This window comes from Pseudomonas sp. Pdm06 (genome assembly GCF_014851795.1).
Classification (GTDB): Bacteria; Pseudomonadota; Gammaproteobacteria; order Pseudomonadales; family Pseudomonadaceae; genus Aquipseudomonas; species Aquipseudomonas fluorescens_AA.
Genome location: NZ_JACVAH010000004.1, coordinates 441,523 through 468,132, shown reverse-complemented (window position 1 = coordinate 468,132; position 26,610 = coordinate 441,523). Strand labels below are relative to the sequence as shown.

The following is a 26,610-nucleotide window of genomic DNA, read 5'->3' as shown; positions in this document are numbered from 1 at the left end:
CAAGCAAGCCCCCTTGTGGCGAGGGAGCTTGCTCCCGCTGGACTGCGAAGCAGGCCCAAGTTATTTGTTTCAGCACAAATTTTTGGGGCGGCTTCGCCACCCAGCGGGAGCAAGCTCCCTCGCCACAACAGCGTCCACACAAAATCTGCATTTCCTCACTGCTTTTCAATCCAGCAGACAACCACCATGACCCCACCCCTTCTCCATCTCGAAGACGAACTGACCCGCCTCACGCTGGCCCCGCATCTGGGTGCCAGCCTGGTGGACTGGACCTTGCGCAGCAGCGGCGCCCCGCTGCTACGCCCGCCCGCGCCGCAAGCCCTGGAAAACGGCCTGCCCGGCAAGCTCGGTGGCTTCCCATTGATCCCCTGGTCGAACCGGATCGCCCACGGCGGTTTCGATTGCCCTGGCGGCTGGCTGGCCCTGGAGGCCAACAGCCCCAACGACCCGTTCCCCATCCATGGCAGCGCCTGGCAGCAACCGTGGCAAGTGACCGAACAGAATGCCCAGGAAGCGCTGCTGCAACTCGACAGTCAGCACCCGTTCGGTTACTGCGCCAGTTTGCGTGTCCGCTTGCGCGGCGGCCAGTTGCAAATCGCGATGCTCGTCACCCACACGGCGAAACAGCCGGCGTGGCATGGGCTCGGCCTGCACCCATACTTCCCGCGCACCGCCGGCACGCGCCTGCAAACCCGGGCGAGCGAAGCCTGGCTATGCGACGCCACAAAACTGCCGACGGAACGGATCGACCTCCCCGAACACTGGAACTTCCAGGAGTCCCGCTTATTGCCGGACACTCTCGTGGACAACGGCTTCGGTGGCTGGGACGGACATTGCCTGATCCAACAGCCGGACCTGGGCTACGAGCTGGAGTGCCAGGCCAGCGGCTGCGATTACTTCCTGCTCTACTGCCCCGTGGGCCTGGATTTCTTTTGCATTGAACCGGTCAGTCACCCGGTCAACGCCCACCACCTGCCTGGGCGGCCAGGGTTGCGCCTGCTGGAGCAAGGGCAGTCGGTGGCGCTGGGGTTTTCGATGCAGTGCCGATTGCTGTAGACACACACCCGTGGCGAGGGAGCTTGCTCCCGCTCGGCTGCGAAGCAGACGCCCTGGGGAACCGTAGGGGCCTGCTGCGCAGTCCAGCGGGAGCAAGCTCCCTCGCCACAGATTGTGTCCAGCCGGGACTACGCCCGCACCCACATGAACAACGCCACCCCCAGGCACACCCCGGCGAACCCCACTTGCAGCGCCCGGGCCGGAACCTTGGCCGCCACTCGCCGCCCGAGCACCATCCCGACGATGCTCGCCGCAATGAACGCCATCCCTACCCGGTCGATGCTCACCCCGGCATGAAACGCGCCCACCACGCCAATCAACGAAATCAGGCTGATGACCATCAAGGACGTCGCGACGATCCCGCGCATCTGCACATCGGTCAGTTGCTTGAACGCCGGCACGATCAGGAAGCCGCCCCCCACGCCCAGCAACCCCGAGACCAGGCCAGTCACCGCGCCCAATGCCGACAGCGTGGCGGTGCAACGAGGCGTCCAGGCCAGGCGGCCGGTCTGGCGGTCGAGCATGCAGTTTTTCTGGCCCCAACTGGCGGCGCCATGATCGCTGGGTCCCACTTGCGGCGTTTCGCGACGCAACATGCGCGCCGCCACCAGCACCATCAGCAGGCTGAACAGCATCATCAGGATTTTTTCCGAGAGCTGGTGGGCGAGGTAGATGCCCAGCGGCGAAAACACCGCGCCCAGCAGTGCGATCAGCAGGGCCGCACGGTAGCGCACCAGGCCATGGCGCAGCCCGTCGATGGCCCCCACCGCCGCCGCGCTACCCACCGCGAACAACGCCACCGGCGCGGCCTGGGTCATGCTCCAGCCCAGGCCCAACACCAACGCCGGCACCGCCAGGATGCCGCCGCCCGCCCCCGTCAGGCCAAGGAGCAAGCCCATGACCACACCAAAAAAACTTGCCAGTAACATTCAGGTTCTCTCAAGCCGCGCACACCTGTTGGCAGGTGCGATCGCATTTGCAGGACGCCTTGGCCCTCACTAAGCTGCGGACCATATGTTGTAAGTCCCAAGCGTTGCAACAAGCTATTTTAGATTGGTATGTGGCGAGGGCGCTTGCTCCCGCTGGGCTGCGTAGCAGCCCCCTTTCATGAGCTCTTCCCGCACAGGTTCGCTGTCATGCCCGCGCAGATCCAAAGCTTTCTCGACCCCGCCTCAAAGACCTATACCCATGTCATTTTCGAGCACGACGGTGGGCAATGCGCGGTGGTCGATCCAGTGCTCGACTACGACCCGACTTCGGGACGCACCGCCACCGAACAGGCCGACCGGGTAATCGCCTTCGTGGGCGAACACCGATTGAACGTGCAATGGCTACTGGAAACCCATGCCCACGCCGACCACTTGTCGGCCGCGCCCTACCTGCGCCAGAAACTGGGCGGCAAGATTGCCATCGGCCAGTCCATCAACCAGGTCCAGAGCGTCTTCAAGGCGCTGTTCAACCTCGAACCGCAATTCGCGGTGGATGGCTCGCAGTTCGATCACCTGTTCGCCGCCGACGAGTCCTTCTTCATTGGCAACCTCAAGGCCACCGCCCTGCACGTGCCCGGCCACACCCCGGCGGACATGGCCTACCTGATCGATGGCGACGTGATCCTGGTGGGCGACACGCTGTTCATGCCCGACGTAGGCACCGCCCGTTGCGACTTCCCTGGCGGCAATGCCCATCAGCTCTACGCCTCGATCCGCAAGCTGCTGGCCTTCCCCGCCGGGGTACGGCTGTATGTGTGCCACGACTATCCACCGGAGGAACGCGAGCCCCACTGCATGAGCACCGTGGGTGAGCAGCGCCAGCACAACATTCATGTCCGCGATGGCATCGATGAAGCCTCGTTCGTGGCCATGCGTACCCAGCGCGACAAGACGCTGGGCATGCCGACGCTGCTGTTGCCGGCGATCCAGGTGAATGTGCGGGCCGGCCATCTGCCGCCGGCCGAGGACAATGGCGTGACGTACCTGAAGATTCCGATCAATCAGCTTTAGAAGCTTGTACTGAATGTGATGGCCTCATCGCGAGCAAGCTCGCTCCCACAGGGGATTGATTAACATCACCAATCCAGTGTGGGAGCGAGCTTGCTCGCGATGGCAGTGGATCAGGCAACAATGAGCCTCAGGTTCCCAAGGTCAGCCCATTGGCCGGCAACGGCAGCGCGGTCTTGTAGCGCACCTGCTTGAGGGCAAAGCTTGAACGGATGTTCGCCACGCCCGGGACCTTGGTCAGGAAGTCCATCATGAACCGCTCCAGCGACTGGATGGTCGGCACCAGCACGCGGATCAGGTAGTCCGGATCGCCGGCCATCAGGTAGCACTCCATCACCTCCGGCCGGTCGGAAATCGCCTCCTCGAAGTGCTGCAACGCCTCCTCCACCTGCTTCTCCAGGCTCACATGGATGAACACGTTGACGTGCAACCCCAGCAGGTCGGCATCCAGCAGCGTGACCTGCTCGCGGATCACGCCCAACTCCTCCATCGCCCGGACCCGGTTGAAGCACGGCGTCGGCGACAGATTGACCGAACGGGCGAGATCGGCGTTGGTGATGCGGGCGTTTTCCTGAAGGCTGTTCAGAATGCCGATGTCGGTGCGATCCAATTTACGCATGAGACAAATAATCCTGTTTTTTATCGTTGTGCAGATTTTTTATCTGCAAATGATCTGAACAGCAAGCTAACAGAGAAAAATATTCTTCTTCGTCGAGCCTATGATTGTTGTAGGACAATTTCCCCTACCCGGGGACATTCGTCAGCTAGCGCGCCCACTACAAGAAATTCACAAGATCGAGCGTAGAAAGCCATGAACCCAGCGTACGAACCGCTACGCCTGCACGTCCCCGAACCCTCGGGCCGTCCCGGCTGCAAGACCGACTTTTCCTACCTGCATCTGTCCGATGCCGGCACGGTGCGCAAACCTCCCATCGACGTCGAACCCGCCGACACCGCCGACCTGGCCCGCAGCCTGATCCGCGTGCTCGATGACCAGGGCAATGCCTTGGGCGACTGGGCGGCGGACATTCCCGTCGAGATCCTGCGCAAAGGCATGCGTGCCATGCTCAAGACGCGCATCTACGACAACCGCATGGTGGTCGCCCAACGCCAGAAAAAGATGTCGTTCTACATGCAGAGCCTTGGCGAAGAAGCCATCGGCAGCGCCCAGGCCCTGGCGTTGAACATCGACGACATGTGCTTCCCCACCTACCGCCAGCAAAGCATCCTGATGGCCCGCGAGGTGCCGCTGGTGGACCTGATCTGCCAACTGCTGTCCAACGAGCGCGATCCGCTCAAGGGCCGGCAATTGCCGATCATGTACTCGGTCAAGGACGCCGGTTTCTTCACCATTTCCGGCAACCTCGCCACGCAATTCATCCAGGGCGTGGGCTGGGGCATGGCCTCGGCGATCAAGGGCGACACCAAGATCGCCTCGGCCTGGATCGGTGACGGCGCCACCGCCGAATCGGACTTCCACACCGCCCTCACCTTCGCCCACGTCTACCGGGCGCCGGTGATCCTCAACGTAGTCAACAACCAGTGGGCGATCTCCACCTTCCAGGCCATTGCCGGCGGTGAAGCCACGACCTTCGCCGGACGCGGCGTCGGTTGCGGCATCGCCTCCCTGCGTGTCGATGGCAACGATTTCATGGCGGTCTACGCCGCCTCGCGCTGGGCCGCCGAACGTGCCCGCCGCAACCTCGGCCCGGCGCTGATCGAATGGGTCACCTACCGCGCCGGCCCGCACTCCACCTCGGACGATCCCTCCAAATACCGCCCCGCCGACGACTGGAGCCACTTCCCGCTGGGCGATCCGATTGCCCGTCTCAAGCAGCACATGGTCAAGATCGGCCAGTGGTCCGAAGAGGAACATGCGGCGGTCAGCGCCGAACTCGAAGCCGAGGTGATCGCCGCGCAGAAGGAAGCCGAACAGTACGGCACCCTCGCCGGCGGGCAGATTCCCAGCGCCGCGACCATGTTCGAAGACGTCTACAAAGAGATGCCGGAGCACTTGAAGCGCCAGCGTCAGCAGTTGGGGATCTGACATGAACGATCACAACAACAATATTGCGTTGGACACCGCCATGACCACTACCACCATGACCATGATCCAGGCCCTGCGCTCGGCCATGGACGTGATGCTCGAACGTGACGACAACGTCGTGGTGTTCGGCCAGGACGTGGGCTACTTCGGCGGCGTGTTCCGCTGCACCGAAGGCCTGCAGAACAAGTACGGCACCTCGCGGGTGTTCGACGCACCGATTTCCGAAAGCGGTATCGTCGGCGTGGCGGTGGGCATGGGCGCCTACGGGCTGCGGCCGGTGGCCGAGATCCAGTTCGCCGACTACGTCTACCCGGCGTCGGACCAGATCATTTCCGAGGCGGCGCGCCTGCGCTATCGCTCGGCCGGCGAGTTCACCGCGCCGATGACCCTGCGCATGCCCTGCGGCGGCGGCATCTACGGCGGCCAGACCCACAGCCAGAGCATCGAGGCGATGTTCACCCAGGTCTGCGGCCTGCGCACCGTGATGCCATCCAACCCCTACGACGCCAAGGGCCTGTTGATCGCTTCCATCGAAAACGATGACCCGGTGATCTTCCTCGAACCCAAGCGCCTGTATAACGGCCCGTTCGACGGCCACCACGACCGCCCGGTAACCCCGTGGTCGAAACACCCCTCGGCCCAGGTGCCGGACGGTTACTACACCGTGCCGCTGGACGTCGCCGCCATCACCCGTCCGGGCAAGGACGTGACAATTCTCACCTACGGCACCACGGTCTACGTTTCCCAAGTGGCGGCTGAAGAAACCGGCATCGACGCCGAAGTCATCGACCTGCGCAGCCTCTGGCCGCTGGACCTTGAGACCATCGTCAAATCCGTGAAGAAGACCGGCCGTTGCGTGGTCGTCCACGAAGCCACCCGCACCTGCGGTTTCGGCGCCGAACTGGTGTCGTTGGTGCAAGAACACTGCTTCCACCACCTGGAAGCGCCCATCGAGCGTGTCACCGGTTGGGACACCCCCTACCCGCATGCGCAGGAGTGGGCGTATTTCCCTGGGCCGTCCCGAGTGGGCGCGGCGTTGAAACGGGTCATGGAGGTCTGAATGGGCACGCACGTTATCAAGATGCCGGACATTGGCGAAGGCATCGCCGAAGTGGAACTGTCGGTGTGGCACGTCAAGGTCGGCGACATGGTGGTCGAAGACCAGGTACTCGCCGATGTCATGACCGACAAGGCGATGGTGGACATCCCTTCGCCGGTGCATGGCCGGGTCATCGCCCTGGGCGGCGAGCCGGGTGAAGTCATGGCGGTGGGCAGCGAACTGATCCGCATTGAAGTCGAAGGTGCGGGTAATTTGAAAGAGTCGGCACAGCCGGCTCCAGTTGCGACGGCGCAGGCGCCGAAGCCGGCGCCAGTGGCCACGCCTGAACCGGTGCTGGAAAAGACCGCCGCCCCTCGCCCGGCGCCGCAAGCCCCGGTGGCCCGCGATCCCGACGAGCGTCCTCTGGCCTCGCCGGCCGTGCGCAAACACGCGCTGGACCTGGGCATTCAATTGCGCCTGGTCCAGGGCAGCGGCCCAGCCGGACGGGTCCTGCACGAAGACCTCGAAGCCTACCTGGCCCAGGGGCCGTCGTCCCTGGCCAAGGGCGGTTCGGGTTATGCCGAACGCCACGACGAGCAGCAGATCCCGGTGATCGGCATGCGCCGCAAGATCGCCCAGCGCATGCAGGAAGCGACCCAACGCGCGGCCCATTTCAGCTACGTCGAGGAAATCGACGTCACGGCCCTGGAAGAGCTGCGGGTTCACTTGAATGAAAAACACGGCGCCAGTCGCGGCAAGCTGACCTTGCTGCCGTTCCTGGTCCGCGCCCTGGTCGTGGCCCTGCGGGACTTTCCGCAGATGAATGCGCGCTACGACGACGAAGCCCAGGTCATCAATCGCTCAGGCGCGGTGCATGTGGGTGTCGCCACCCAGAGCGACGTTGGCCTGATGGTGCCGGTGGTGCGTCACGCCGAAGCCCGTACCCTGTGGGACAGCGCGGCGGAAATCGCCCGCCTGGCCACGGCGGCCCGCACGGGCAAGGCCAGTCGCGATGAACTGTCCGGCTCGACCATCACCCTGACCAGCCTCGGTGCCCTCGGCGGCATTGTCAGCACGCCGGTGCTGAACCTGCCGGAAGTGGCGATTGTCGGCGTGAACAAAATCGTCGAGCGGCCCATGGTGATCAAGGGCCAGATCGTGATCCGCAAGATGATGAACCTCTCCAGCTCCTTCGATCACCGGGTGGTCGACGGCATGGACGCGGCACAATTCATCCAGGCCCTGCGCGGCTTGCTCGAACAACCCGCCACCCTGTTCGTGGACTAATCATCAATGGAGCAGGCAATGCAAATTTTGAACACTACGCTGCTGATCATCGGCGGCGGTCCTGGCGGTTATGTGGCGGCGATCCGCGCCGGGCAATTGGGCATCTCGACCATCCTGGTGGAAGGCCAGGCGTTGGGTGGCACCTGCCTGAACATCGGTTGCATCCCGTCCAAGGCGTTGATCCATGTGGCCGAGCAGTTCCACCAGACCCGACACCACAGCCAGGGCTCGGCGCTGGGCATCACGGTGGCGGCGCCAACGCTGGACATCGGCAAGAGCGTGGAATGGAAGGACGGCATCGTCGATCGCCTGACCACTGGCGTCGCGGCATTGCTGAAAAAGCACAAGGTCCAGGTCATTCATGGCTGGGCCAAGGTGATCGATGGCAAGACGGTCGAGGTCGGCGATACCCGCATCCAATGCGAACACCTGCTGCTGGCCACCGGTTCGAAAAGCGTCAACCTGCCGATACTGCCACTGGGCGGGCCGATCATTTCTTCCACCGAAGCCCTCGCCCCCACCTCGGTGCCCAAGCACCTGGTGGTGGTCGGCGGCGGCTACATCGGCCTGGAACTGGGCATCGCCTATCGCAAGCTCGGCGCCGAGGTCAGCGTGGTCGAGGCCCAGGAGCGGATCCTGCCAGCTTACGACGGCGAACTGACGCAACCGGTGCACGAGGCGCTCAAGCAACTGGGCGTGAAGCTGTACCTCAAGCACAGCGTCGAAGGGTTCAATGCCCAGGCCAGCACCTTGCAAGTGCGTGATCCCAATGGCGACACGCTGAACCTGGACACCGACCGGGTGCTGGTGGCGGTCGGGCGCAAACCCAACACCCAGGGCTGGAACCTTGAAGCGCTGGACCTGGCGATGAACGGTTCGGCGGTGAAAATCGACAGCCGTTGCCAGACCAGCATGCGCAACGTCTGGGCCATCGGCGACCTGAGCGGCGAACCGATGCTCGCCCACCGGGCCATGGCCCAGGGCGAAATGGTCGCCGAGCTGATCGCCGGCCAGCATCGGGAATTCAACCCGACCGCCATCGCCGCGGTGTGCTTCACCGACCCGGAACTGGTGGTGGTCGGCAAGACGCCGGACGAGGCCAAGGCTGCCGGGCTGGACTGCCTGGTTTCGAGCTTCCCGTTCGCCGCCAACGGTCGGGCCATGACCCTGGAATCGAAAAGCGGTTTCGTCCGGGTCGTGGCGCGCCGGGACAATCACCTGATCGTAGGCTGGCAAGCGGTCGGCGTCGGCGTGTCGGAGCTGTCCACGGCATTCGGCCAGTCCCTGGAAATGGGCGCGCGCCTGGAGGACATCGCCGGCACCATCCACGCCCATCCGACCCTGGGCGAGGCCGTGCAGGAAGCGGCGTTGCGGGCGTTGGGGCATGCGTTGCATCTATAGCCGTGCAGTGCATCTGAAGGCATGAGTTTCACCTGTGGCGAGGGAGCTTGCTCCCGCTGGGCTGCGAAGCAGCCCCAATCCGAGCACCGGGATCGTTCAGTCACACCGCGTTGACCGGGTTACGACTGCTTCGCAGCCGAGCGGGAGCAAGCTCCCTCGCCACGGGGGAGTCTGCAGAAATCTGCCTGTCACCTATCGTGCGGGCTGCGAAACAGCCCCGGAATGAAGTATTGTTGTCCCCATCCAAAAAACGTCAGAAGCCTTGAACCGTTTCGACGGTTGTTAAGAAATAGAGGGTGTCATGGGTAACGAGAGCATCAATTGGGACAAACTGGGCTTTGACTACATCAAGACCGACAAGCGCTACCTGTCGCACTGGCGCGATGGCGCCTGGGACGCGGGCACCCTGACCGACGACAACGTGCTGCACATCAGCGAGGGCTCCACGGCCCTGCACTATGGTCAGCAGTGCTTCGAAGGGCTGAAGGCCTATCGTTGCAAAGACGGTTCGATCAACCTGTTCCGCCCGGACCAGAACGCCGCCCGCATGCAGCGCAGCTGTGCCCGCCTGCTGATGCCGCAGGTCGAGACCGAGCAGTTCGTCGAAGCCTGCAAGCAAGTGGTCCGCGCCAACGAGCGCTTCATCCCGCCGTACGGCACCGGCGGCGCGCTGTACCTGCGTCCGTTCGTGATTGGCGTGGGTGACAACATCGGCGTGCGCACCGCACCCGAGTTCATCTTCTCGATTTTCTGCATCCCGGTCGGCGCCTACTTCAAGGGCGGCCTGACCCCGCACAACTTCCTGATCTCCAGCTTCGACCGCGCCGCCCCGCAAGGCACCGGTGCGGCCAAGGTCGGTGGCAACTATGCCGCCAGCCTGATGCCCGGCTCCCAGGCCAAGAAGGCCAGTTTCGCCGACTGTATCTACCTGGACCCGATGACCCATTCGAAAATCGAGGAAGTCGGCTCGGCCAACTTCTTCGGCATCACCCACGACGACAAATTCGTCACCCCAAGATCCCCTTCGGTCCTGCCGGGCATCACTCGCCTGTCATTGATCGAACTGGCCAAATCGCGCCTGGGCCTGGAAGTGATCGAAGGCGACGTGTTCATCGACAAGCTGTCGGACTTCAAGGAAGCCGGGGCCTGCGGTACCGCGGCGGTGATCACCCCGATTGGCGGCATCAGCTACAAGGACAAGCTGCACGTGTTCCACAGTGAAACCGAAGTCGGCCCGATCACCCAGAAGCTCTACAAAGAGCTGACCGGCGTGCAGACCGGCGACGTGGAAGCGCCGGCGGGTTGGATCGTCAAGGTTTGACCTCCCCGGCAGCATCAGGGGCTTTTATGGCGAGGGAGCCTGCTCCCTCACCCGTAGGAGCCAGGTAGGAGCTGACGAGTGAAACGAGGCTGCGATCTTTCCCCAGACACTTGAGTCCCAAGCGAAAGATCAAAAGATCGCAGGCTTCGCCAGCTCCTACAGGCCCCAGCGTCTGCTACCCCCATTACCCCCGCCGCAATACCAACCATCGCCCCCAGCGCTGGTGAAACCAGCCGTAACCGCTGACCAGCAAGATCCCGCCCAGCACCAGGACCGCGCCAACGATAAAGTTCGGCTCCAGCGGCTCGTCCAGCAACCAGACACCAAAACCGATGCCAAACAGCGGCGTCATGAACGACAGCACGCCCAATTGCGAGGCGAGGTAACGGCGCAGCAGCGAGAACCAGATCAGGAAACTGGCGAAGGACACCAGCAACACCTGGAACGCCAGGCTGGCAATGAGTTGCGGCGTGGGGTTGATCGTCGTTTGCGCCAACGCCACGGACATCCCGATCAGCAGCACCCCGGCGCCCACCAGTTGATACAGCAGTGTCTGGCTGGCCGGCACGTCGGTCAGCCGAGAACAGCGTACCGTCACCGTGGTCGCGCCCCACAGCGCGCCGGCCAGCAACCCCATGCCGTCACCGAGCAACGAGCTGCCGTTCGCCGCCTCCGAGCCGCCACTGAAGGCCACCACGATCCCGCCGAAGGCAACCGCGATGCCCAGCCATTGCGCCGGCTTGAGGCGTTCGCTCGGCAGTTTCCAGTGCAAACCGAGGGCGGCGAACATCGGGGCGGTGTACAGGAAAATCACCATGTGCGAAGCCGTCGTATGACGCAGGCCTTCGCCCACCATCACGAACTCCAGGGCAAACAACAACCCCACCAACAGGCCTGGACGCCAACTGCCATCGGCCAGGGACAGGCGTTCACCCCGCACCAGCACCAACAGCCAGACCAGTACCGCGGCAATGGCCGAGCGCACGCCCAGTTGCAGCATCGGCGCCATGTCGGCGGCGCTGGCCTTGATCGCGACTTGCTGGAAACCCCAGATGGCACAGAGTCCGGTCATCAGGGCACTGACCTGGCCATCCAGGGCGCGGCGGGTGGTCATGGGAAAGATCCTTGGGCAGAAATGGATGAAAGGATTGTCTGCCTGACACCTTTGCTGGATATAGTGATTACCCGACAAGCCATCCCGGTAATCCGCCATTGCGGTCGATATGCAGCCTCCAGCCCAACATCTGAAAATGCCTCCGTTCGACGCGGCCCTGCCCTCGCCGATTTTCTTTCGCAGCGCCTGCATGCCGGCCCACGCCACTTACCCCCGGCATCGACATGCCTGGGGTGAGTTCGTCTACTCCTACAGTGGAGTGATGGAAATCGAGATCGCCCAGCACCATTACCTCGCGCCACCGCAGTACGGCATCTGGCTGCCGCCGGACATGGAACACGTTGGGTTCAATCGGCATGAGGCCTGTCATTGTTCGTTGTACTTGGCGGCCGAACTGTGCGCTGCGCTGCCGGCCGTCCCCTGCGCGCTGACCTTGAGCCCACTGATCCGCGCGTTGCTGGAGGAGCTGCGCAACGAACCGCCGAGCCAACCGCAGACACCCGAGCAGCAGCGCTTGTTGCAGGTGCTGGTGGACAAGCTGACTCAGGCGCCCCATGCCGGTAGCTACCTGCCCTCCTCGGATGATCCACTGCTGGGCCCCGTATTGCGGGCCCTGGAGGCGAATCCCAGCGATCCGCGCTCCTTGCCGCAACTGGCCCGCGCCGCCAACACCACCGAACGCACGCTGATGCGCCGGGCCCAACGGGACCTGGGCATGTCTCTGGTGGAATGGCGCCAGCGCCTGAAAGTCATCGAGGCCCTGGCCCTGCTCGAACGTGGCCAGAGCGTGGAAACCATTGGCCTGGACCTGGGCTACAGCAGCGCCTCGGCGTTCATCAGCATGTTTCGCAAAATGATGGGCACCACGCCGGATGAATATCGACGCAGGCATATGGCTTGATGATGGGGGTGATGCTGAGATGGCTATCGCGAGCAAGCTCGCTCCCACAGGGTTTGTCGGTGGGTATCAACCTTGTGTTCGGCGCTGGCCCACTGTGGGAGAGAGCTTGTTCGCGATAGCGCCAGTGGGTTTGCCGTCGATTTCGACACTGACCCCAAACCGCCGCGCCAGCTCCCGGCGCCCACTGGCCGTCAACCCCAGGGCCCGGCTATCCAGGTCCTGGACCAGCCATTTGCGCTTGATCGCCAACTGCAGCAACGCCGCCCCCAGTGCACCGCCCAGGTGCGAACGGCGCATGCTCCAGTCCAGGCACGGGCAGGCGAATCGACGCCGTCGCGTGGCGAGTGATTGGACGTCTATGCCAAAGCCCACGAACAACGCCTCGCCGGACTCACTCAGCCGATAGTCCTGGCCTTGCACCACCTCCAACCATCCGGCCTCGATCAGGCGATCATGCAGCCGCACCGCCAGGGTGCCAGCCATGTGGTCGTAGCAGGTGCGAGCGAATTGCAGGCGATCCGGTGTGCGTGGCGTGAAGGTCGGCGCGGCGTTCTGGCCGATCACCATCAGTGCTTCGAGGGCCTGGGCGACGCGTGGGTCCGCCAGGCTGTAATAGCGATGCCGGCCCTGGACATGCAGGCGCACCAAGGCCAGGTCCTTGAGTTTCGCCAGGTGGGCGCTGGCGGTCGAGGCGCTGACCTCGGCAATGCTCGCCAATTCGGTGCTGGTGCGGGCATGGCCATCCATCAAGGCGCAGAGCATTCGGGTACGGGCCGGCTCGGCAATCGCTGCGGCCACTTGGGACACGCCTACGTCATGACGTTCTGCGTTCATACTTCACTCCTCAATGGAACAAGCGCACCGAGCGGTTTCTGCCCTCAATCGTCCCGGGTCAGCACTTCCAGCAACTCGATTTCAAAGATCAGGTTGGCGTTGGGCTTGATGTGTGCGCCCATGGACCGTTCACCGTAGGCCAGGTGGGCCGGCACCAGCAACTTGCGCTTGCCACCGACTTGCATGCCCATCAGGCCCAGGTCCCAGCCCTTGATGACACGACCGGTGCCGATCACGCATTGGAAGGGTTTGCCGCGACTGTAGGACGAATCGAATTCGGTGCCGTCTTCGAGGGTGCCGCGGTATTGGGTGGTGATCAGCGCACCTTTGACTACGCTTTTGCCGTCGCCCTGTTGCAGGTCGATGATTTGCAGTTCTTCATTCATGGCGTATCCCTCGTGTGATCCAGGCGCGAGGTTTTCGCAGAAATCAGGACGCATGGCAAACGTTGTCTGCCCTGCATCAGGGAACCGCAACGGCCTATTCGGTTCACATGGGTATCGACCCTGCATTTCAGATAAGGACTTTCTGATGATCGACTCTCGTCCGCTCCACGGCTTCATTCCGCCGTACATCCTCAACCGCATCATCGCCCACGGTTCCGAACAGCAACGTTCCAGCGCCCTCGGCACCTTGACCCACGTGCGCAACCTGCGGCACAACCCTGGCCCGCCCAGCACCCCGCCCGTCGCGGCGGCGCTGCCCAAGCCCGGCAAGGCCGGACACCCGCAACGCAGCGTGCACGACGCCCAGAACAGTATGGAACTGCCCGGCCAGCCGGTACGCCTGGAAGGCCAGCGGGCCAGTGGCGACCCGGCCGTGGACGAGGCCTACGATGCATTGGGCGCCACCTATGATTTTTTCTGGAAGGTCCTGGGGCGCGATTCCATCGACAACAAAGGCTTCGCCCTGGTGGGCAGCGTGCATTACGGCCAGGGCTATGAGAACGCCTTCTGGAACGGCGCACAGATGGTATTCGGCGACGGCGACGGCGAAATCTTCCAGCGCTTCACCCGCTCCCTGGACGTGGTGGCTCACGAACTGGCCCATGGCGTCACCGAAAGCGAAGCCGGGTTGATCTACGCCAACCAGTCCGGTGCGTTGAACGAGTCCATCTCCGACGTGTTCGGTGTGCTGGTCAAGCAGTTCGTGCTCGAACAGACCGCCGACCAGGCCGACTGGCTGATCGGCGCCGACCTGCTCACCGACAAGATCAACGGCGACGGCCTGCGCAGCATGTCCAACCCCGGCAGCGCCTACGATGACCCGCTGCTGGGCAAGGACCCGCAACCGGCGCACATGCGCGAATTCGTGATTACCCGTGAAGACAACGGTGGCGTGCACATCAATTCCGGCATTCCCAACCGGGCCTTTTATCTGGTGGCGACCACGCTGGGCGGATTTGCCTGGGAAAAGGCCGGCCGGATCTGGTATGAAACCTTGTGCGACCGAAGACTGGCCAATGACGCGTCCTTCAGCGCCTTCGCCCGCCTGACCGTCGAGCATGCCCGCCAGCGCTTCGGCACGCGGGAAGTGCAAGCGGTGCAGAACGGCTGGGCCCAGGTCGGCGTCGACCTGACACAGGAGAGCTGATGAAAACCCTTCCAGACCTCGACGACAAAGCCGTGGTACGGCTGTCGCGCCAGGGCGGCGTGGCCGCCATCCATGCGTTGACCCGACCACGGGAAATCGAGTTCGCCCAGTGCGACCTCGACCAGCGCACACGCATCTGTTCGGTCCTGGAGGGCTGCCTGCCGCTGACCTCCTCCACGCCCGGGCGCGGCGACCAGCGGTTTTTCCAGATCGAGGTGCGTTATCGCGCCAACGACCAGGACGACGAGATGGTGCTGCAGGTGCCCGAGGACCGGGCACCCGGCGAGCTGGTTCACCTATGGGACAAAGGCGAAGTGCTCTGAAGATTTAACGTGTGGCCGGCACGATCTTGACGATCGCGCCGGACACGGTTTCGATCAGCAGGTACTTGTCGTCGATCTGCACCCATTGCTGCTCGCTTGTCGGCTGTTCCAGCTTCTTCTGTTTCCAGTCTTTCATGCCCCTGTCCGCGCGCTGGTAGTCCGCCGGTACCCGGTCGTTCTCCACCAGCCTGCGGCCATTGCTCGGCGAATGCTCCAGGGCGTCTCCAGTTTTCTCGACCGCTTGCGCAACAGGCCCAAGGGCTCCAAGGCCGGCAATCAGGACCAGGCTGGCGATCAGGGTGGGTTTGCGCATAGAAAAAACTCCAGTTATTCGAGGGACTGAATCTGGGACTTCGCGGGCGGCAAATCATTCCTTTTACCGTAGAAGCTCGTAGGAATTCGCAGGAACTCGTAGGAGCTGTCGAGTGCAACGAGGCTGCGATCTTTCCCAAGACACTTGAATCCCAAGCGAAAGATCAAAAGATCGCAGCCTTCGGCAGCTCCTACAACGCAGCCGAGCGGGAGCAAGCTCCCTCGCCACGGGATATAGTGACAAGCCCTGCACGACGGACCCTGCCATGACGACCCCGACCACTGCCTCCCCTGCCCTCAAGGAAATCTTCAACAACGCCCGCCTGGAACACATCGCCAGCGAAATGCGCGCGGTGTATCCGACCTTCGACGCCAAGGCATTCTTGCGCATGGCCAACGACGGGCTGGCCGAGTTATCGGTGATGCAGCGCATGGCCCGGGTCAGCGAGTGCCTGCACGCGGTGCTGCCTCTCGATTATGAAGCGTCGCTGGAGGTGCTGCGCGCCCTGGCCCCGCGCCTGAACAGCATGTTTGTCAGCATGTTCCTGCCGCACTACGTGGCGTCTTACGGCCGCAATCACTTCGACGTGTCGTTGGACGCGCTGCAGTATTTCACTCGGTTCGGCTCGTCGGAATTCGCCGTGCGGCACTTCTTGCGGGACGACCTGGAACGCACCCTCAAGGTCATGCACGGCTGGGCACTGGACGCCAACGAACACGTGCGCCGCCTGGCCAGCGAAGGCAGCCGGCCAAGCCTGCCGTGGTCGTTTCACCTGGAGCCGATCCAGGCCAACCCCGACCTGGCCGCCGCGATCCTCGACACGCTCAAGGCCGACGACAGCCTTTATGTGCGCAAATCCGTGGCCAACCACCTCAACGACGTCACCAAGCAGCATCCCGACTGGGTGCTGGACCAGATCGAAGGCTGGCCCTTGCAAGACCGCCACACCGCGTGGATTGCCCGGCATGCGCTGCGTAGCTTGATCAAACAAGGCAACCCCAGGGCGCTGGGGGTCATCGGCGCCGGCGGCAAGGCGCAGGTCCAAGTGCTGGATTTGCAGGTGACGCCGGCGGTGATTCGCTTGGGCGAACAGGTCACGCTGTCCTTCACGGTGCAATCAACCCTCGGGCAGAGCCAGCGTCTGGTGATCGACTACGCCGTCGACTACGTGAAAGCCTCGGGCGGCACCTCGGCCAAGGTCTTCAAACTCAAGACCTTCGATTTGCCCGCCCAGGGGCGCGTCAACCTCAGCCGTTCGCAATATATTCGCGAGCTGACCACCCGCAAACACTACGCGGGCCGGCATGCCGTGCACCTGCTGGTCAACGGCGAGCGGCTGGGCAGCACGGCGTTCGAGATCGTCTGAGGGGCGTCAGGCTATCGCCACGGTTTTCGCCTGGCGGATTTCCTGCAGGAAACGCTCGGCCGGCAGCGGATGGCCCAACAGATAGCCCTGCAGCGAATCGCAGCCCAACTGGGTCAGGAAGTCTTGTTGCACATCGGTCTCCACGCCTTCGGCGACGATCCGCAGGCCCAGGGCCTGGCCGAGGGCGACGATGGCCGAGACGATGGCCGCGTCATCGCTGTCGTGCTCCAGGTCCCGCACGAAGCCGCGATCGATCTTCAGCTCGTTGGCCGGCAGGCGCTTGAGGTACATCAGGCTCGAATAGCCAGTGCCGAAGTCGTCGATGGACAAATCCACGCCCATGTCCGAGAGCAGTTGCAACACCGTCATGCTTGCGTCCGCATCGCTCATGGCGGTGGTTTCGGTGATTTCCAGGGTCAGGCTGTTGGCCGGCAACTTATGCGTTTCCAACGCCTTGGCCACGCTCTGCACCAGACCGGTGTGGCAGAACTGCAAGGCCGAGAGGTTCACCGCGATGCGCCAGTCGGTATAACCGAGCACGTACCATTCGCGCATCTGCCGGCAGGCTTCGTTCAACACCCATTCGCCGATGGGGATGATCAACCCGGTCTTTTCCGCCAGGTCGATGAACGTGTCGGGCATCAACAGGCCTTGGGTCGGGTGGGTCCAGCGCAACAAGGCTTCGGCCCCGACCGGACGGCCATTGGCCGCATCGAACTTGGGCTGGTAATGCAGGCTGAACTGCCGCTGTTCGACGGCCATGCGCAAGTCTTGCAACAGCTGCAATTGCTTGCGGGCGTTGCTGTTCATCGAGGCGTCGAAAAAACTGTAGCCGTTTTTGCCGGCGCCCTTGGCGTGGTACATCGCCGCGTCGGCGTTCATCAGCAGCTCTTCAGCGCTTTGGCCGTTGCCGGGGTAAAGGGCGATGCCAACGCTGGCGGAGATCTGCAAGTCATGTTCAGACACCCGGAACGTGCGCCCGATCAAGCCGACCTGGCGTGCCGCCAGTCGCAGGGCATCGTCGGGTTCGGCCAGTTGCACCAGCAGCACGAACTCATCACCGCCGATCCGCGCCAGGGTGTCCTGGCTGCGCAGGTCTTCGCGCAAGCGCAGGGCCACGTCCCGTAGCAACAAATCGCCCATGTGGTGACCAAAGGCATCGTTGACCGGCTTGAAACCATCGAGGTCGATGAACATCAAGGCGAAGCAGCCGCCCTGCTCCTGCACCCGATGCATGGCCTGGTCGATCCGATCGGCCAGCAACACACGGTTGGGCAGTTCGGTGAGGGGGTCGTGCAGGGCCAACTGAGTCAGTTCCCGGTTGGCCCGGGTCAGGGACTGGGCCAGCTCGGCGGTGCGGGCTTCCAGGCGCGCATCGAGAATCGATGTCAGCAAGGCAATGGCCAACACCGCCAGGGTGGTGATCAACACCAGATTGTCCAGGCCCTTGCCGCTCAAGCCGTCCAGGGAACCACAAAAGCTGCCCTCGCTGAACCGCGCCCCGGCCATGCCGGTGTAGTGCATGCCGACAATGGCGATGCCCATGACCACCGCGGCGCCCGCGCGAGCCAGACGCACGTGAGGGGTGTTCTGGCGCAGGCGGAAGGCAATCCACAGCGCCGCCGCCGACGCGCCGACAGCAATCACCAGCGAAGCCCCGAACAGCGTCGGATCGTAATCGATGCCCGGCTGCATCCGCAGCGCGGCCATGCCGGTGTAATGCATGGCGCTGATCCCGGCGCCCATGATCAGCGCACCGAAGGCCAACTGCCAAGCCGGCAATCGCGGCTGGCTAACCAGCCACAGGGCAAAACCGCTGGAAAGAATGGCGGTCAGCAGTGACAGCGCGGTGATCGAAATATCGTAGCCAAGCTCAACCGGCAAGGTGAACGCCAGCATGCCGATGAAGTGCATGGACCAGATACCCACCCCCATCGCCAGCGCGCCCCCAGTCATCCACCAATGCGCGGCGCGCCCCTGGGCGGTCGCGATACGCCCGGCCAGATCCAGCGCGGTGTAGGAAGCCAGCACGGCAACAAACAAGGAGATCGAAACGAGGGCGGGGGAATAACTGCCGATGAGCATGGTTTTTTCTCGTAACTGGAGAACCGGACTGCTTCCATGCCCGGTTGGAGGCCGGCGATTGTACTGAATCGTGACAGGGACGCACGAACCAAATGTCAAAAAGCCATCAAACCTGGAATATTTTCGACGAAAGACACGACCCCGCGCAGGGAGATTTTTTCTGCAAGCCATCCATCATGCGTTCACCGCAGTTCCATTGTGGGATTTGGGCCGGGCACAGGTTTTGGATTCACTGGAGATCCAGTGTGGGAGCGAGCTTGCTCGCGATAGCTGTGGATCAGTCTGCACACCGGCCCCCGGGGCGTTCAGCTACTCTCGAAGAACCACTTCAAGGAGGATTCCACTCATGAGCGTTCCAGCCAACCGAGCCTTGACCACTGCACTCGTGGTGATCGATGTACAGAACGACTTCATCCCCGGCGGCCAACTGGCCGTGCCAGGAGGTGATGAGATCGTGCCGTTGATCAACCAGCTCGGCCAATCATTCAGGCACGTCGTCCTCGCGCAAGACTGGCACCCGGCCGGGCACGCCTCGTTTGCCTCCAGTCACCCGGGCAAGCAACCTTTCGACACCGTCCAATTGCCCTACGGCGAGCAGACACTCTGGCCCGACCACTGCCTACAGGGCAGCCACGGTGCCGCGCTGCACCCGGCACTCAGGCTTAACCATGCCAAGCTGATCATTCGCAAAGGCTGCAACCCGGACATCGACAGCTACTCGGCCTTCATGGAAGCGGACCACCAGACCCCGACCGGTTTGACCGGCTACCTCAAGGAACGCGGCATCGACACCGTCTACCTGGTGGGCCTGGCCCTGGATTTCTGCGTGATGTTTTCGGCACTGGATGCCCGGCTGGCCGGGTTCAACGCGTTTGTGGTGCTGGACGCCTGCCGGGGCATCGACAGGGAGGGCTCGATGGAGGCGGCGATCCGGCGGATGCAGGAAGCGGGCGTGCAATTGATCGAATCCAGCGCGATAGACGGTCGCCCCTTCGCTTGATGGCCCATACTAGGCGCCTCTTTTCCGGACAGTGAGCCTCCATGCCCTTCCTCGCCCGCACTCACCCGCGCCTTTCCAGCGCCACGGTCCTTGGCCTGGCGGTGGGTATCCTGGCTCCCGTGGACTCGATCATCAGCAAGATCCTGATCGGCTGGAATGCCGGGGTCTGGACCTACCTGGTGCTGATGTTCTGGCTGACCGTGCGGGCCAAGGCGCCCGATGTGAAACGCATCGCCGAAATCGAAGATGAAAATGCCGGGCTGGTGCTGCTGACGGTCTGCGTCGCGGCCTTGGCCAGCCTGGCGACCATCACCTTCGAGCTGGCCGGCAGCCGCGACCTGCAGGCCGCTGGCAAGCTGTTGCACTACGGCTTCACGGCAATGACCGTGATCGGCTCATGGTTGCTGATCGGGGTGATTTTCAGCGTTCACTACGCACGGCTGTATTACACCTGGGAGGGCAAGGAGCCGGCACTGCGCTTTGCCGAAGGGCTGACCACGCCCAACTATTGGGATTTCCTGTATTTCTCTTTCACCATCGGCGTAGCGGTGCAGACGTCCGACGTGGGGGTCGCCACCCGGCAACTGCGCAAGATCGTATTGGCGCAGTCGTTGATCGGGTTTGTGTTCAACACGGCGATCCTGGGGTTTTCGATCAATATTGCGGCGGGGTTGTTTGGGTAAGGGGCCATTGGGACCGCTTCGCGCTCCAGCGGGAGCAAGCTCCCTCGCCACAGGATTCAGGGCGGTGTTGGCAGCCACAGCCTGAAACGTGCCCCACCCAAAGGCGAGGCCTCGACGGTGAGTGTGCCGCCCTGGGCCTCCAGGGCCCGGCGGCTGATGGCCAGGCCGAGACCGAAGCCGCCCGTGGCGCGATCGCGGCTGCGGTCCAGGCGGTAGAACGGCTCGAACACCCGCTCGCGTTCGCCGTCGGGAATGCCGATGCCGTCGTCGTCGACCCAGATCTCACAGCCTTGATCACCCACCAGCACGCCGATCTGGATGTGCTTTTCGCAATAACGCATGGCATTGCGCAGCAGATTCTGCAACGCCCGTGCGGTCAGCCGTGGGTCCAGCACAAAACGCTCCAGCGTCCCATGCAACAACACGTCGATCACCACGTCCGGCGCCGCCAGGTCCTCGTCGACGCTGCCCAGGATGCTGTCGATGAACTCGTCCAGCGCCACTTCGACCCGTTCGGGCAAGTGTTGCGGGTTTTGCAACCGGCTGTAGGACAGCAGCTCCAGCACCAACTCATCCAGCTCGCGAATGTGCGCCACCAGCCCTTGCAGACGCTCACGACTGGGTGCCGGCAGGTCATCGGACAGCGCCAGGGCCAGGCCGAAGTCGAGCCGCGTCAGGGGCGTGCGCAGTTCGTGGGACACGGCGTTGAGCAGATCCCGCTGTTGGTTGAGCAGGTTCTCGATGTCCCCCGCCATCGTGTCGAACACATGGGCCAGGCTGCCGATGTTCGAACTGGAGGCGATGTGCGTACGCTCCCCCAGATGACCTTTGCCGAAACGCTCGGCGGTGCGCCGCAGGCGTTCCAGGTCGCGCCAGTGAGGCCGCAACCAGAGCAACAGGCAAGCCAGCATCGTCGCGCCGATCAACACGTTGATGCTCCAGTACAACCAGCTGACATCGGCCGGGTCCGGCGGCACGACCATCTTCACCGCCATGCGCTCATCCAGCGGTGCCGCCGCCAGGGTTCGCCAGGCCCAGTCGCCAAGGCGCACCACATTCTCGCCACGCTTGAGACGCGCCTGTTCCTCGGCGCTGAAACCGTTGTCATCGATGGCGGCCAGTTGAATGCGCAGCGGGTCGAATTCCTTGTCCATTTGCGCCGCCAGCGTCGGCCACTGTTCGCTGGGCACAGCGCGGAACTGCTTGACCAACAAGGTTTGCAGGCCCCGGGAATAATCGAGGTTGTAGGTCAGGAAACGCTCATGGAACAGGCGCACCACCAGTTCCGGCATCAGGTAGATCGCCGCGCTGTAGGACACGATGGTGACCAGATAGAGGCGAATCAGCAGCTTCCACATCGGCTCAGCATTCCCACTCGGAACGGCTGAACAGGTAGCCCTTGCCCCACACAGTCTTGATCTTGCGGGCTTCGTCGGCGTTGTCGTCGAACTTGCGCCGCAACTTGGAAATCGCCACGTCCACCGAACGGTCGGTGCCGTTGAATTCGATACCCCGCAGGCGTTGCAGAATCTGGTCGCGGCTCAGCACTTCGCCGGAATGCCGGGCCAGCACCACCAGCAGATTGTATTCGCCGCTGGACAATTCCACCGCCTGCCCGCGCCAGGTCACCGTGCGCTCGGACAAGTCGATGCACAGGTTGCCCACCAGGATGCGGTCGTTGGCCGTCTGCGGCTCGATGAGGCTGCTGCGCCGTAACAAGGTGCGCACCCGCGCCAGCAACACCCGAGGCTCACACGGTTTGGTGACGTAGTCGTCAGCGCCCATCTCCAGGCCCAGGACCTGGTCGTGGCTGTCATCCCGGGCGGTGAGCATCAGGATCGGCAAGGTCGCCGAATCGGCCCGCAGCAAGCGGCAGACCTGCAAGCCGTCCAGCCCCGGCAACATCAGGTCGAGGATCACCAGGTCCGGCGGATCGACCCGCGCCCGCTCACGCACATGATCGCCACGGCTGAGGACGCTGACCTGATAGCCGTTGCGCTCCAGGTAACTGGCGATCAGTTCAGAAAGTGCGGTGTCGTCTTCCACCAGGAGGATGTTGGGCATGGTGTTTCCAGAAAGTGCTGTGGCGCGGCCATGCCGCTATCGCGAGCAAGCTCGCTCCCACAAGGGTCTTGGGGACGACAAAAAACCACTGTGGGAGCGAGCTTGCTCGCGATGAGGGCCTGCCAGACGCAGAGAATCTCAAGCGACCAAGGATATACGCCCTCACCCACCCAGAGCCAAACCCCTTACACAATTTCACACACTGTCTACAAAGCTTTACCGGATTACCCCCTGAGAGATACTGAAATCGATAGCCCGCCAGAGAGCACCGCTCGCGCACGGTGTTCTCCAGAGGGGCTATGGTCCATGGGGTGTATCGGCTAGGTGGATCAACGTTGGTCAGTGTCCGGTTGCGAGTCTGGAATACTCGCCAGCACCTGGCCCGCGTTGTAGGGGATCCGACAGTAGGCGCCCAGATAATCCTGAATCGCCTGCGTTCCGATCTCCCCCGTGTAGGGGTTCGCCCAGAGTGGCCACAGGGGATTGCCATTCTCGAACGCGCCGGTCCAGTGCCTGTAGTTGAACCCCGTGGGCACCACGTAATAAGTACGAATGGCTTCCATGGTGCCGCCGTCCGGACGTGGGGGCTGGGCAAATGAGTTCGCGGCCCCTTGGGAGTTTGCCCAGTTGGCCGCCTCCCCCCCTGTGATGGTGCTGATCATTGTCATCTGCCAGGCGTTCGAGCGGATCACCGAATAAGACGCTGTTTGCCCCGAAGCATCGGCTACCGTGATCGTCGCCTGTCCGTTGGCCCACCCTTCGACCGTACCGTAGCCATCCACGCGGGCGACATTACCGTTCGACGTGTAGTAAGCGTATCCAGGGTTCCCCGATAGAGGGGTACGATTGAATGTTGTGCCGGCTGGCATGGGGGTGCCGTTTCGCGGCTGTCCGATGTACAGGAAAAACCCGCTGAGGTACACGGGGCCGGTATCGACCACCAACTGCTTGGCTACATTGAATCCCCGATAATCAGACTCTGGTTGATTGCTGTACAGCGCCTTGGCGTTGACGATATGGGGCCCCTCGGCGAGCCCGCTCAGCGGCAGGCTCCAGTCACCATAACCGTCGACATCGGCGATGCCCTTCAGGTCGGCACCCTCAAAGATCTGTACTTGCATACCCAGGGAGGCCCGACCGTGCAAAGTGACGCTGGTGGAGAGGGTATAACCGCCGTTGGGAATGTCAGCATTGTTGGGATCCTTGATCGCTGTAATCGTCGGCTGCGCGACGGCAACCACATTAATCCCCCAGGCATCGGATATTGGATTGTTACCGTAGAGCGCCTTCGCGGTGAAGATATGAGGCGCCACGCTGAGCCCGCTGACTGTCAGGCTCCAGACGCCATCGCCGTTGACGTCGGCGGTGCCCTTCAAGTCGTCGCCTTCGTGAACCTCCACCTTCTGGCCCTTCGTCGCCCTGCCGCCCAGGGTGACGCTGGTTTCGACGGTATACCCACCGTTGGTGATTGGCGCCTGATGCGGGTCCTTGGCGGAGTCGATGGTCGGCCTGATCAGTTCAAGGGTTTTGACCGTATAGGTGCGCAACGGAAAGGTCAGCGCCTCACTCTGGTTACTGCTTCGGTTGAAGGTTACCTCCAGCACAACCTTGAGCTCGGAACCATCGCGCAGTTTCTCAAGCTCGACCCGCTGGATCGCCTTCGACAGCCCGGGACCCACTTCGGTCGAGATCACCTCTGAGCCGGTGTAAAGCGTAATCGTGTGATTCGAGCCATCGCTGGCAGTGCCCTCGCAGCGCAACCAGACCCGCTGGCCGGCGGCGATCAGTGGCCAGGGCGCTGCCGTGACACGGGCATCACCAGTAAAGCTGCCCAGATTCAGTTCGCTGCCAATGCCGCCCTGTGCCGCTTCGCGAATCAGCGGCATTGCCAGGCTGGACTCGGGCATTGCCTGCACCGCCAGCGTCAGGGGCGCTGACGGCGGCTCTTCGCGGCCGTCACGGGTCACCGTGTAGGTCACCGTCACCGATCGCGCCAGGTTATAGGCGAGCACGCTGACCGGAAGATCAATCTCTCGGCTGGCAGGCAAATCGCCTGCCGGCTTGGTGTAAGAACCCCCTCCTGCAGTGCCGGCCCAGGTGACACTGACCTTATCTCCAGGCTGGACACCGTAATCAGGAATCACCACGGTCAACGCATCCTTGGCCGCGACAGGATTCAGTTGCTGGGTCGGTGAATTGCCGGTGGCCTGCTTGATGCTGGGGGCGGTCAACTCCATCCCGGCACCAATCCTCATCTGCAAGATTTCTGATGGACTTGTCCCCCCTCCAACCCGCCGGACCCAATACAACGCCCGTACCGTGCCGTCCCGGTTGCCCTCGATCAACGGGGCACCGATGGTGAACGGGATGTTTTGGGTCTCGGTGATTTCAGTGACCTTGATCGAGTCTCGATACCGACCGGTGTTCGACCCCCACCACAGGATGTGCACCCGGTCGCCAGCCTTTTGCCCACCATATTGGCGAACGATCAGGCGAGTGCCGTCCGGTTTATCCGCCGGGTCCAGCACGCCGTCGCTCTCGCCCTCCACCACCGGCACGGGTAATTCGGCCAGGGGAGTGCCGATACTGAGCGGGTCGGCGTGCAGCGATTCATCTTCGATGACTTCCCGGCTCACAGCATCGCGCAGCAGCTTGTAGTACAGATCGAGCGTGCCCCCATTAATGGCAGTGAGGTGCTCGCCGGCCACGACGATTTCGATCGGGACAGTGCCCTCCGCTTCATTCTGGCTGAGGGGATGCAGGGGCAAGTCAGGCGTATAAGGGCTGCCGGTTTCGGTGATGCCGTTCCAGATCAAGGCAATGGCGTTGCCCTCTTCCATGGCCGGGTCCAGAGGGATCTCGATGGTGGTACTGGGCAGTTGGGGATCGAGGGTGCCGGCGATTTCGTCCAGCGGGATCGGTGCCGCCAGGGGATTGGCCCGGCCCACGATCCGTGGGGAGAGTATCTTGGAGGTCAAGTCATCACTGCCATCGGCCTTGATCAGCCGATAGAAAAACGCCGCATGGGGACCGCCGGCCAGCTGTCGCACCTCGGCGCTGGGGCGTTTGAACTCGAGGATACTCGGGACACTGAGGAGTTTTTCCGACGCGAAGATGACTTCGTCGATCTTTTCCCCCTCCGCCGTGGTACCCGTCAAATGCATCTCGACCTCATCGCCCACCTTGAAGTTGGCACCCATCGCGACTATCTGAAAGGTCAGGTCCGCTTCGCCGAGTTGATCCACGTCCAGCACCAGATTGACGAGTTCCTTGATCAGCGGCGCCTCCAGACGCGAGTTGCCGGTGTCTACGATCACCCGTACTTCGGCACTCCAGTCTTCGGATTTGTTGTCCACCACGTCGTAGACTTCAAAAACCACCGCCAGTCCATTGGTATCGGTGTCCCCGGCCTTGAGAATGGTGGCTTCATCGACGGTAATGATCAGCGGCGTACTCTGCGGCGGCAGATGCTCGCTCTCTACCGTTTTCCAAATGATTTCACCGCCCCAGGACAGCTTGATCCGGTCCCCTTCGACCATGATTGGGTAAGGCTCGATAGTCACCTCGACACCTTGCTCGGCGGCTTCCTGGTCCACGAAACCGGGTGGCAGGAACTCGGTGGGGATCGTCAGTCTCAGTTCGGAGTGACCGGGCGTGTCACCATCCTGATCCTTGCCACCGGGCGGAGCGTTGGTGATCTTGACGTGGATCTTCGTCACCGCTGAAGGCCTGTAGTCGGGTTCTCCCAGTATCTTCACGTCGTAGTTCAGGTTGAAGTCCCCATCGTTCAGCCCGCCTACCGGGATATACCGCTCGACCCACTGACCCACCTCGGTCTCTTCATTGATAGAGCCCGTCAACACGGGGATATTGTTCAAGTTGATCCTGTAGGCATCCCCCCGCCCCATGCTGTCCCCCCAGGGCGGTATACACAACTTTAATCCTTTGTGGGGAAAGACCAGCATGGCAGCGGCGATGTTGATCCCTATGCTGCCGGCTGGAGCCGGCGGATGCGCCGGGTTGCCGTCGGGAATCTTCAGCTCGTCATATTCCAGGGGGGTGTTGTCGGCAGTGTCCATGGCAGGGTCCCAGTCGGATGAGGTCTGGGTTTATTCAATGCCTGGAATCGATGCGCGGCTACTGTCAGAGTTGACAGTAGCCGCACCTTTCTACCACTTGTTCATTC

The 26,610-nt window shown here is 62.8% G+C and carries 23 protein-coding genes; 13 read left to right on the top strand and 10 right to left on the bottom strand.

The window, feature by feature from the left end:
* Positions 1-186: 186 nt before the first annotated feature.
* Positions 187-1,056, top strand: a complete 870-nt coding sequence (locus tag IB266_RS09840; RefSeq protein ID WP_192261070.1) for an aldose 1-epimerase — start codon at positions 187-189, stop codon at positions 1,054-1,056.
* A gap of 128 nt (positions 1,057-1,184) precedes the next feature.
* On the opposite strand, the gene IB266_RS09835 is transcribed toward IB266_RS09840, so the two are convergent.
* Positions 1,185-1,985, bottom strand: a complete 801-nt coding sequence (locus IB266_RS09835) for a sulfite exporter TauE/SafE family protein (protein ID WP_192261069.1) — start codon at positions 1,983-1,985, stop codon at positions 1,185-1,187.
* A gap of 207 nt (positions 1,986-2,192) precedes the next feature.
* Here IB266_RS09835 and IB266_RS09830 point away from each other — a divergent pair, with 207 nt between their 5' ends.
* On the top strand, positions 2,193-3,056 hold the full coding sequence (locus IB266_RS09830) for an MBL fold metallo-hydrolase (protein ID WP_103308832.1): 864 nt from the start codon (positions 2,193-2,195) through the stop codon (positions 3,054-3,056).
* A gap of 127 nt (positions 3,057-3,183) precedes the next feature.
* Here IB266_RS09830 and bkdR read toward each other — a convergent pair whose 3' ends face one another.
* Positions 3,184-3,672 carry a Bkd operon transcriptional regulator BkdR gene (gene bkdR / locus IB266_RS09825; protein WP_003202929.1) on the bottom strand — a complete coding sequence of 163 codons (489 nt, stop codon included), beginning with the start codon at positions 3,670-3,672 and terminating at the stop codon, positions 3,184-3,186.
* A 192-nt stretch (positions 3,673-3,864) separates the two neighbouring features.
* On the opposite strand from bkdR, the gene IB266_RS09820 reads away from it, so the two are divergent.
* The 5 genes from IB266_RS09820 (at position 3,865) to IB266_RS09800 (ending at position 10,148) form a co-directional block, all read left to right on the top strand.
* On the top strand, positions 3,865-5,100 hold the full coding sequence (locus tag IB266_RS09820) for a 3-methyl-2-oxobutanoate dehydrogenase (2-methylpropanoyl-transferring) subunit alpha (RefSeq protein ID WP_060741704.1): 1,236 nt from the start codon (positions 3,865-3,867) through the stop codon (positions 5,098-5,100).
* 1 nt (position 5,101) lies between these two features.
* On the top strand, positions 5,102-6,160 hold the full coding sequence (locus tag IB266_RS09815; protein WP_060741703.1) for an alpha-ketoacid dehydrogenase subunit beta: 1,059 nt from the start codon (positions 5,102-5,104) through the stop codon (positions 6,158-6,160).
* Positions 6,161-7,426, top strand: a complete 1,266-nt coding sequence (locus IB266_RS09810; RefSeq protein ID WP_192261068.1) for a dihydrolipoamide acetyltransferase family protein — start codon at positions 6,161-6,163, stop codon at positions 7,424-7,426.
* 18 nt (positions 7,427-7,444) lie between these two features.
* Complete coding sequence (lpdA, locus tag IB266_RS09805; protein WP_192261067.1) at positions 7,445-8,827, top strand: dihydrolipoyl dehydrogenase; 1,383 nt, start codon at positions 7,445-7,447, stop codon at positions 8,825-8,827.
* A gap of 301 nt (positions 8,828-9,128) precedes the next feature.
* A complete protein-coding gene (locus IB266_RS09800) occupies positions 9,129-10,148 on the top strand; it encodes a branched-chain amino acid aminotransferase (RefSeq protein ID WP_192261066.1) in 1,020 nt (339 codons plus the stop codon).
* A 184-nt stretch (positions 10,149-10,332) separates the two neighbouring features.
* Here the strand turns inward: IB266_RS09800 and IB266_RS09795 are convergent, their stop codons facing one another.
* Positions 10,333-11,262, bottom strand: coding sequence for a DMT family transporter (locus tag IB266_RS09795; RefSeq protein WP_192261065.1), 930 nt, complete (start codon positions 11,260-11,262; stop codon positions 10,333-10,335).
* A 109-nt stretch (positions 11,263-11,371) separates the two neighbouring features.
* Here IB266_RS09795 and IB266_RS09790 point away from each other — a divergent pair, with 109 nt between their 5' ends.
* Positions 11,372-12,163 (top strand): AraC family transcriptional regulator, encoded by a 792-nt coding sequence (locus IB266_RS09790; RefSeq protein WP_060741698.1) that lies wholly within the window; start codon positions 11,372-11,374, stop codon positions 12,161-12,163.
* 66 nt (positions 12,164-12,229) lie between these two features.
* Here the strand turns inward: IB266_RS09790 and IB266_RS09785 are convergent, their stop codons facing one another.
* Together IB266_RS09785 and IB266_RS09780 are read right to left on the bottom strand one after the other, a co-directional pair.
* Positions 12,230-12,997 (bottom strand): ArsR/SmtB family transcription factor, encoded by a 768-nt coding sequence (locus tag IB266_RS09785; RefSeq protein WP_192261064.1) that lies wholly within the window; start codon positions 12,995-12,997, stop codon positions 12,230-12,232.
* A gap of 44 nt (positions 12,998-13,041) precedes the next feature.
* Positions 13,042-13,383, bottom strand: coding sequence for an FKBP-type peptidyl-prolyl cis-trans isomerase (locus IB266_RS09780; protein WP_092254046.1), 342 nt, complete (start codon positions 13,381-13,383; stop codon positions 13,042-13,044).
* A gap of 145 nt (positions 13,384-13,528) precedes the next feature.
* On the opposite strand from IB266_RS09780, the gene IB266_RS09775 reads away from it, so the two are divergent.
* Both IB266_RS09775 and IB266_RS09770 read left to right on the top strand, forming a co-directional pair.
* Entirely contained in the window at positions 13,529-14,590 is a 1,062-nt protein-coding gene (locus IB266_RS09775; protein ID WP_192261063.1) for a M4 family metallopeptidase, read from the top strand.
* On the top strand, positions 14,590-14,913 hold the full coding sequence (locus IB266_RS09770) for a protealysin inhibitor emfourin (protein WP_053122893.1): 324 nt from the start codon (positions 14,590-14,592) through the stop codon (positions 14,911-14,913). Before IB266_RS09775 ends, IB266_RS09770 begins: the two co-directional genes overlap by 1 nt.
* 4 nt (positions 14,914-14,917) lie before the next feature.
* Here IB266_RS09770 and IB266_RS09765 read toward each other — a convergent pair whose 3' ends face one another.
* Positions 14,918-15,226 carry an RcnB family protein gene (locus IB266_RS09765; RefSeq protein ID WP_192261062.1) on the bottom strand — a complete coding sequence of 103 codons (309 nt, stop codon included), beginning with the start codon at positions 15,224-15,226 and terminating at the stop codon, positions 14,918-14,920.
* Between the two features lie 265 nt (positions 15,227-15,491).
* Between IB266_RS09765 and IB266_RS09760 the strand changes: the two genes are divergently transcribed.
* The gene (locus IB266_RS09760) at positions 15,492-16,592 is read left to right on the top strand and encodes a DNA alkylation repair protein (protein ID WP_192261061.1); all 1,101 of its coding nucleotides are present in this window, start codon (positions 15,492-15,494) and stop codon (positions 16,590-16,592) included.
* A gap of 6 nt (positions 16,593-16,598) precedes the next feature.
* Here IB266_RS09760 and IB266_RS09755 read toward each other — a convergent pair whose 3' ends face one another.
* Positions 16,599-18,677, bottom strand: a complete 2,079-nt coding sequence (locus IB266_RS09755; protein ID WP_192261060.1) for a putative bifunctional diguanylate cyclase/phosphodiesterase — start codon at positions 18,675-18,677, stop codon at positions 16,599-16,601.
* 346 nt (positions 18,678-19,023) lie between these two features.
* Between IB266_RS09755 and pncA the strand changes: the two genes are divergently transcribed.
* Positions 19,024-19,677, top strand: a complete 654-nt coding sequence (gene pncA, locus IB266_RS09750; RefSeq protein ID WP_192261059.1) for a bifunctional nicotinamidase/pyrazinamidase — start codon at positions 19,024-19,026, stop codon at positions 19,675-19,677.
* Positions 19,678-19,718: 41 nt separating this feature from the next.
* Positions 19,719-20,360 (top strand): DUF1345 domain-containing protein, encoded by a 642-nt coding sequence (locus IB266_RS09745; RefSeq protein ID WP_060741690.1) that lies wholly within the window; start codon positions 19,719-19,721, stop codon positions 20,358-20,360.
* Between the two features lie 56 nt (positions 20,361-20,416).
* On the opposite strand, the gene IB266_RS09740 is transcribed toward IB266_RS09745, so the two are convergent.
* The 3 genes from IB266_RS09740 to IB266_RS09730 form a co-directional block, all read right to left on the bottom strand.
* Entirely contained in the window at positions 20,417-21,718 is a 1,302-nt protein-coding gene (locus IB266_RS09740; RefSeq protein WP_192261058.1) for an ATP-binding protein, read from the bottom strand.
* Positions 21,719-21,722: 4 nt separating this feature from the next.
* On the bottom strand, positions 21,723-22,424 hold the full coding sequence (locus tag IB266_RS09735; RefSeq protein WP_060741688.1) for a response regulator transcription factor: 702 nt from the start codon (positions 22,422-22,424) through the stop codon (positions 21,723-21,725).
* A gap of 329 nt (positions 22,425-22,753) precedes the next feature.
* Positions 22,754-26,503, bottom strand: coding sequence for an Ig-like domain-containing protein (locus tag IB266_RS09730; protein ID WP_192261057.1), 3,750 nt, complete (start codon positions 26,501-26,503; stop codon positions 22,754-22,756).
* Positions 26,504-26,610 lie beyond the last annotated feature (107 nt).